Annotated in this window: 7 protein-coding genes; 3 read left to right on the top strand and 4 right to left on the bottom strand. The window is 61.7% G+C overall.

The features are described 5' to 3' along the window. Nucleotides 1-167 precede the first annotated feature (167 nt). From B3F77_RS08970 to B3F77_RS08960, 3 genes are all read left to right on the top strand, one after another. Entirely contained in the window at nt 168-884 is a 717-nt protein-coding gene (locus B3F77_RS08970; protein WP_293604627.1) for a FadR/GntR family transcriptional regulator, read from the top strand. Nucleotides 885-1,047: 163 nt separating this feature from the next. Next, complete coding sequence (locus B3F77_RS08965) at nt 1,048-2,574, top strand: UxaA family hydrolase (protein WP_293604626.1); 1,527 nt, start codon at nt 1,048-1,050, stop codon at nt 2,572-2,574. 8 nt (nt 2,575-2,582) lie between these two features. Beyond that, the gene (locus B3F77_RS08960) at nt 2,583-3,641 is read left to right on the top strand and encodes a malate/lactate/ureidoglycolate dehydrogenase (RefSeq protein ID WP_293604625.1); all 1,059 of its coding nucleotides are present in this window, start codon (nt 2,583-2,585) and stop codon (nt 3,639-3,641) included. Nucleotides 3,642-3,651: 10 nt separating this feature from the next. On the opposite strand, the gene B3F77_RS08955 is transcribed toward B3F77_RS08960, so the two are convergent. From B3F77_RS08955 to B3F77_RS08940, 4 genes are read right to left on the bottom strand one after another with little or no spacing between them, the layout of a single operon-like run. Beyond that, nucleotides 3,652-5,067, bottom strand: coding sequence for a mannitol dehydrogenase family protein (locus B3F77_RS08955; protein WP_293604624.1), 1,416 nt, complete (start codon nt 5,065-5,067; stop codon nt 3,652-3,654). Between the two features lie 3 nt (nt 5,068-5,070). After that, nucleotides 5,071-5,406, bottom strand: coding sequence for a hypothetical protein (locus B3F77_RS08950; protein WP_293604623.1), 336 nt, complete (start codon nt 5,404-5,406; stop codon nt 5,071-5,073). Next, nucleotides 5,403-6,488, bottom strand: coding sequence for an Ldh family oxidoreductase (locus B3F77_RS08945; protein ID WP_293604622.1), 1,086 nt, complete (start codon nt 6,486-6,488; stop codon nt 5,403-5,405). The genes B3F77_RS08950 and B3F77_RS08945 overlap by 4 nt, the downstream gene beginning before the upstream one ends. Further along, on the bottom strand, nt 6,488-7,246 hold the full coding sequence (locus B3F77_RS08940) for an SDR family NAD(P)-dependent oxidoreductase (RefSeq protein ID WP_293604621.1): 759 nt from the start codon (nt 7,244-7,246) through the stop codon (nt 6,488-6,490). Before B3F77_RS08940 ends, B3F77_RS08945 begins: the two co-directional genes overlap by 1 nt. Between the last annotated feature and the right edge of the window lie 72 nt (nt 7,247-7,318).

Genomic DNA, 7,318 nt, shown 5'->3' with positions numbered 1-7,318 from the left:
ATTATTTACGGATCAGTTCTTAACGGTGGCTTGCGGCTTCATGAGGGTATTAGAGGCATTACAGGGTTTAACCGGATGCCCGGCAGATGGAATCATGGGATTATTAATTGGTCTGACCACTTGTCCAATTCTGACTACCCTTTAATACCACTTCAAAAGCGCCCCGCATGCCGCTGAAAATCGTCGAACCACAACGTCTGTACCGCCAGATTGCTGAGCAATTGCGCTCCCTGATCAGCAAGGGCGAGTTCGCCGTGGGCTCGCGTCTTCCGGCCGAACGCGACCTGGCCAAGCAACTGGGCGTCAGCCGCCCTTCAGTGCGCGAAGCCCTGATTGCGCTGGAGGTGGAACACGTGATCGAAGTGCGTAGCGGCTCGGGCATCTATGTACTCAAGCCCAAGCCGCGCCAGCCCTCGCGCAAAAAAATCAGCGGAGCCGCCGAGTGGGGCCCGCTGGAGGTGATGCGGGCGCGCGAGCTGGTGGAGAGCGAGGTGGCGGCACTGGCTGCGCACAACGCTAAAAAAGCAGACCTGCAGCTCATCGATTGCGCCTTGCAACAAATGCGCGACGAAGTTGTCAAAGGCCGGATACCACGTGATGGCGACGAGGCTTTTCACAATGCGATTGCCCAGGCTTGCGGCAACGAAGTGCTGCGTGACACCATCTGTGGCTACTGGCAAGCCCGACGCGGCACGCTGTTCGAGCGACTGGGCGACTATTTTGAAGACCAGACCTCCTGGGATGCCGCCCTGATCGAACACGCCCAGGTGCTGGAAGCGATTCGCGCGCACGATGCAGGCGCCGCACGCAGCGCCATGCAACGCCACCTGAAAAAGGCCCATACCCGTTACAGCGCGAGCTGGCGCCGTGCAAAGACTTCTTGACGCCTAACAATTTCCAAACCACAAACCGATAAGCCATCGTGAAAAAGCGAAAATTCACCGTGGCGATCCTGCCCTGGCTGGTGCCGTTGCTGGGCAGTCTGGCCGTCATCACCTACCTCCCAAAGCTGGTCCTGTGGCTCCCCAAAAATGGTTTTTTAATTAAATGACACCTTTTATCCGTCTCCACCCCAAAGACGATGTGCTGATTGCCCGTGCCCAACTGGTCAGCGGCACAGCGGTGGAAGGCATCCCGATCAAGGGCCTGATCCCGCCAGGCCACAAAATTGCGACGCATGCCATGGTCGCTGGCGACCCGGTGCGGCGCTACAACCAGATCATCGGGTTTGCCAGCAAACCGATTGCCGCCGGCGAGCACATTCACACGCACAACCTGGACATGGGTCCGAACAAGGGCGACTTCGAGCGCGACTATGCCTTTGGTGCCGACGTCAAGCCCGAGCCCGCCAAACGCGAAGCCACGTTCCTGGGCATCAAGCGTGCCGATGGACGGGTGGCCACGCGCAACTACATCGGCATCCTGTCCAGTGTGAACTGCTCGGCCACAGTCGCCCGTGCCATTGCCGACCACTTCTCGCTGCAAACCAACCCGGCGGCACTGGCGTCGTTTCCAAACGTCGATGGCGTGGTGGCACTGACCCACGGCACCGGCTGCGCCATGGACACCGAAGGCATCGGCATGCAGATTTTGCAGCGTACGCTGGCCGGTTACGCAAAACACGCCAACTTCGCCGCCGTGCTGGTGGTGGGGCTGGGCTGCGAATCCAACCAGATCAATGCCTGGCTGGCCAACAGCGACCTGCGCGAGGGCGAAACATTGCGGGCGTTCAGCATTCAGGACACCGGTGGCACGGCCAAATCAGTCGCCAAAGGCATTGCGCTGATCAAGGACATGCTGCCCCAGGCCAACGCGGTCCAGCGCGAGCCCTGCAGCGCCGCGCACATCACCATCGGTCTGCAATGCGGCGGCTCGGATGGCTACTCCGGCATCAGTGCCAACCCGGCGCTGGGCGCCGCCGTTGATTTGCTGGTGGCGCACGGCGGCTCGGCCATCCTGAGCGAAACACCGGAGATTTATGGCGCCGAACACCTGCTGACGCGCCGTGCCGTGACGCGCGAAGTCGGTGAAAAACTGATCACCCGCATCAAGTGGTGGGAGCACTATACCCAGATCAACGACGGCGAGATGAACAACAACCCTTCGCCCGGCAACAAGGCCGGCGGACTGACCACCATCCTGGAAAAATCGCTGGGCGCGGTCGCCAAAGGCGGCACCAGCAACCTGCAGGCGGTCTATGAATACGCCGAGAAAGTCACGGCGCACGGTCTGGTCTACATGGACACGCCTGGCTACGACCCGGTCAGTGCGACCGGTCAAGTCGCCGGCGGTGCCAACCTGATCTGCTTCACCACCGGGCGCGGCTCGGCCTACGGCTGCGCACCCTCGCCCTCGCTCAAACTGTCGACCAACTCGGCGCTGTGGCGCAAGCAGGAAGACGACATGGACCTCAACTGCGGCGAGATCATTGACGGCAGCAGCACGGTAGCCGAGATGGGGCAGCGCATTTTTGAGCTGGTGCTGGCCACGGCCTCGGGTGAAAAAAGCAAGAGCGAGTTGCACGGCTATGGACAAAACGAGTTTGTGCCCTGGCAGGTCGGCGCAGTAATGTAGGTTTTTATATGCAAAAAGTACTTCAATCCCAGTATTTACGGGCGCAGTGCACTACTATTTTAATAGCGTCCGGCAGCTCGACAGAAGAGGCCGAAACAGTCGCCTCCAACCTGGTGCTGGCCAACCTCAGCGGCCATGATTCGCATGGTGTGGGCATGCTGCCGCGCTATGTGGACGCCGTGCTCGAAGGCGGCCTCAAACCCAATGCCAGCGTGCAGACCGTGCTGGACACCGGTTCGCTGCTCACACTGGACGGCCAGCGCGGCTACGGACAGGTGATTGGCGAGCAGGCCATGGCGCTCGGCATGGCCCGTGCCAAGGCGCACGGCAGCTGCATCATGGCGCTGGGCAATACGCACCACCTGGGCCGCATCGGCCACTTTGCCGAAATGGCCGTGGCGCAAGGCCTAGTGTCCCTGCATTTTGTCAACGTGCTGTCGCGCCCGGTGGTGGCACCTTTTGGCGGCGCCGATGGGCGCTATGGCACCAACCCCTGCTGCATTGGCGTGCCGCTCAAGGGGCGCGATCCTTTTGTGCTGGACTTTGCCACCAGCCGCATGGCGCAAGGCAAGATGCGTGTCGCGCACAATGAAGGGCGGCGCGTCGAGCCCGGCACGCTGATTGACGAACACGGCTACCCCACCACTGACCCGGGTGTAGTGGTGGTACCCCAAAGCAATGGTTTGTTTGGTGCGCTGCTGGCTTTTGGCGAACACAAAGGTTACGGCTTGGCCGTGGCCTGCGAACTGCTGGGCGGCGCCCTGACTGGCAGCGGCACCTGGCACAAGCCGACCGACCCAACCGTGCGCGCCGTCGTCAACGGCATGCTGAGCGTCCTGATTGACCCGGCCAAGCTGGGCACCCAGGCCGCTTTTGAGCAGGAAGCACTGGCTTTCATCGACTGGCTTACGGCGGGGCCGGTCGCACCCGGCTTCGACGCCGTGCAAATTGCCGGAGAACCGGAGCGCAGCACGCGCCTGCGGCGTGAGCGTGATGGCATTGAGATTGACCTCCACACCTGGCAGGAAATTGTGGATGCCGCAGGCAAGGTGGGCGTGAAGCTCTGAGCCGGCAGGATCAGCTCGGGCTAGCGTTCCGGTTGACGTCCTTTATCGCCTGCAGAACACCGCACGACTGTATCTGGCCCAGCCAGTACGTGACGCGAGGAGTCCAGCGCGCGTCCCGTGGCAACACATTTCCCCAGATGGATCCCGTCCCCAGCAGCGCCTTCACGGTGGCTGGTGCATCGCCCCGGTGTTGTTTCGCAGTAGCCTGCAATACCTCGGCCAACGGATCAGACAGCGCGTAGCTGTTGCCCCGCTCGTCTTCACCCAGGCAATAGCGCAGCCACACCGCGGCAGCAAATGCCAGGTGCTCGGCGGAGCCACCGCTGTCCAGCTGCGCTAATGCAGAAGGCGGCCAGCGCTGCGGGATTTTCTGCGAGTTGTCTGTCGCAATTTGGTGCACGCTGTGTTTGAGGGCCGGGTTGGCAAAACGTGCCAGCAAAGCATCCCGGTAGGTTGCGAGATCCGGGCGCGAAAGGTGCGGCATGATCTCAAGCGTCATCAGGTCGTGAACAAACTGATGGATATCGGGCTGCGTGATGCAGTCACAAATGGTGGGCAGGCCCAGCACGGCTCCCATACATGCCATGGCTGAATGGCTGCCATTGAGCATGCGCAGCTTGGCCTCTTCAAAAGGCTTTACGGCGGACACAACGGTGACGCCCACCGAACGCAGCGTGTCAGCATCTGCCGCATCGGCAAAGTGGTCCTCCAGCACCCATTCCCAAAAGCCTTCGGTGGCCAGTGCGGCATCATCCGTCAACCGCAGTGCCTGTGCTGCTTCATCCCTGCGCTGCGCCGTGGCCGCAGGCACGATGCGGTCCACCATGCTGTTGGGAAATGCGCACTGGCTCACTATCCAGCGCTGCAGCGCCGCGTCGCCTGCAGCCCGCACGCACAGTGCCTTCAGCAGGTCGCCATTGCCGCTCAGGTTGTCACAGGATGCAATCGTCAGCCCGGAAAGCCCGTCCGTGCGCCGTGCCACAAGCCCCTGAACGATCAGGGCAGCGAGTTCGGCCACATAACCTTTTTCGGTCACGGTCAGCGTGACCCAGCGGGTCGAGGGCGCAGCGATGGCCGCTACCACCTGTTCAGGTTCGCGCGCCGCCACGCGGGTTTGCCAGATGGAACCCACCACCTGCCAGTAGGTTCCCTGTGCGCTGGCCACCTGAACTGAATACAAACCATCCTGCGCGTCCAGCGTTTCTGCCACTTGCGTTGACCGCATGGCCACGCCCAGCACAGCCCAACGTGGGTCGCCGCGCTGCAGCAGCGCCTCAAAAACCATCGCTTGGTGCGCACGGTGAAATGCGCCTAGTCCCAGATGCACCACGCCAGGAGCAAGGTTCTTTCTCGGGTAAGACGGGATGCGCGCGGCGGTGCCGACAAGGCTTGCAAGCGTGGTCTGGTTTAAAAAGGGCTGCGCCATGGCTTATCCGCTCCAGCCCAGATGGCCCGGGAAGTCGCGGGTGCGCTCTTGTAGCGGATGGTCAAAAATAGGTGCAGGCGACCCCTCTTCCACCACATGCCCGTTATCGAACACGATGATCCCGTTGGCCACCCGGCGCGCACAACTCATCTCGTGGGCGACGACCACCATGGTCATGTGCGGAAACAGCTCGAAACCCTGGAACACCATGCCCATGCGTCGGCGCAGGTGGCTCACGTCCACTCCGGGCGCCGTGATGCCCTTGAGTGCGGCAACACTGCCGCAGCGTTTGTGGACTCCCGAAAAGCGCAACACGGTCGTGTATTCAGAATGGCTCAAAGAGCCGGCGATGACGGAGCATTTTCTACCGGCTCCGGAAAGTGCATACCGTAGCGCTGCGCACATTCTTTTAGCATAGGCAGTATGGTCGGATGCAGCAGGATGCCGTCGCACATCTGTTCCTTCCGGCGCGAAAGCCCCCTGTCGCCAGGCATGCGCACTGCATCGAAGCCGGGCCGCGGCGGATTGCTTCGGCACGCATCCCCGAGCCAATCGGTCTGGCGCAGAAAGTCCGTGGTGCCGCCGAATGCCGCCGGATCGTACAGCGACATGAACACCGTGGCGCCCCAACCGTCGGCGGGATCAGCGCGACCGTGGCCGGCCAGCCCCCCAGTGAGCGCCTCGATCAACAAGGCCAGGCCAAAGCCCTTGTGCCCCGAGGTCATTCCACCCAAAGGCATGATGGTGCCGGGCGGATTCGTGGAGAGCACACCCGGGTCGCGACTTGGATTACCCTCAGCATCCAGCATGCATGCTTCGTCGAACTGCCTGCCCGCTTTCTGTAACCGTGCACTCATCCCGTTGGTCGTGATCGAGGAAGAAATGTCAATCAGGAAAGGCGTGGTCGAAGTCGGAATGCCGGCGGCGATCGGGTTGGGTGTGAAGACGGCCCGCGTTCCGCCGTGGGGGGCAACGCTTTGGACAGCCGGGTCCGAACTCGCCAGCAGCAGCATGAAGCCGGCCTCGGTCGCGCGCAGCAGGTAAGTTGCGAGACAAGCGATATGGTGACTGCGGCGGATTACCAGCGTCGCGCTGCCGTACTGGCGGGCGCGCGGCGCCAGCGCATCGATTCCGCTCAACACCAGCCACGGTCCGGGCAAACGCCGCCCGTCCCACAGGAGGGAGGCGCCATGATCGGCAAGCACGTCCGGTGCGCCAGAGCGTGTCATTGTGCCGTTTTCAATTTCCTTTACATAAGGCGCAAGCAATGCCAGCCCATGCGTGTCATGGCCCATCAGATCGCCTTCAACCAGCGTCCGGGCGACCGCCTCGGCGGGCGCGGAATCCAGGCCTGCCGTCTGCAGCAGCTCAACTGCGAAGCGCGTCAACGCTTCAGCGGAAAAACGGTCAGCGGCGGCCATCAATAGGTCGCCCTGCCGCCGGATATGTCGAACACGGCAGCGGTTGTAAAGGAGCAGTCTTCCGAAGAAAGCCATGCGACCAGCGCGGCGATTTCCTCCGGGTTGCCGAAGCGGTTCATCGGTATCTTGGAAAGCATGTAATCGATATGCTGCTGCGTCATCTGGGCAAACATGCCGGTGCGCACTGCCGCCGGCGTGATGCAATTGACGCTGATCCCTGTTTGCGCCAATTCCTTGCCGAGCGACTTGGTCATGGCAATCACGCCCGCCTTGGAGGCACTGTAGGCGGAAGCATTCGGGTTGCCCTCCTTGCCCGCGATCGACGCAATGTTCACGATGCGGCCGTAGCCTCTTTCGCGCATGTGCGGTACCACGGCGCGGCAACATAAAAACGGGCCGCGCAAGTTAACATTAATTACTTGATCCCAGTCTGCGACCGGATATTCCCAAAGCGTGGTATTGGGTCCCGTGATGCCAGCGCTGGTGATCAGGATGTCAACCGCAGCGGCAGCGCGCAAGGTCGAATCGCGTGCTGCCGCGACTGCATCCGGATTGGTCACGTCGACGGTGACGACATGCGGCTTCACCGCACCAAACGAAGTCCGTGCCTGCTCCAGTGTGGCAGGATCTCGATCCCATAGGCTGACCGTTGCGCCGCCCTCTACCAGACGATGCGCAATGGCCAGTCCGATGCCGGCGGCGCCGCCGGTCACAACTGCATGACGGCCTGAAAAGTTGTAATGATTACGTTCTGCCACATCCCTCTCCTCGTGAAAGCGGCGCGGTTGCACCGGCCTGTTTGGGTTAATCAATTTAACAAATTATTGAAT

Source organism: Polaromonas sp. UBA4122 (genome assembly GCA_002381615.1).
GTDB lineage: Bacteria > Pseudomonadota > Gammaproteobacteria > Burkholderiales > Burkholderiaceae_C > Polaromonas.
This window is presented reverse-complemented; position numbering and strand designations above follow the sequence as displayed.

Excerpts from the sequence above, each read along its gene's own strand:
- B3F77_RS08965 (WP_293604626.1), top strand. The coding sequence starts at position 1,048 with ATGACACCTTTTATCCGTCTCCACCCCAAAGACGATGTGCTGATTGCC.
- B3F77_RS08970 (WP_293604627.1), top strand. The coding sequence starts at position 168 with ATGCCGCTGAAAATCGTCGAACCACAACGTCTGTACCGCCAGATTGCT.
- B3F77_RS08960 (WP_293604625.1), top strand. The coding sequence starts at position 2,583 with ATGCAAAAAGTACTTCAATCCCAGTATTTACGGGCGCAGTGCACTACT.
- B3F77_RS08955 (WP_293604624.1), bottom strand. The coding sequence starts at position 5,067 with ATGGCGCAGCCCTTTTTAAACCAGACCACGCTTGCAAGCCTTGTCGGC.
- B3F77_RS08945 (WP_293604622.1), bottom strand. The coding sequence starts at position 6,488 with ATGGCCGCCGCTGACCGTTTTTCCGCTGAAGCGTTGACGCGCTTCGCA.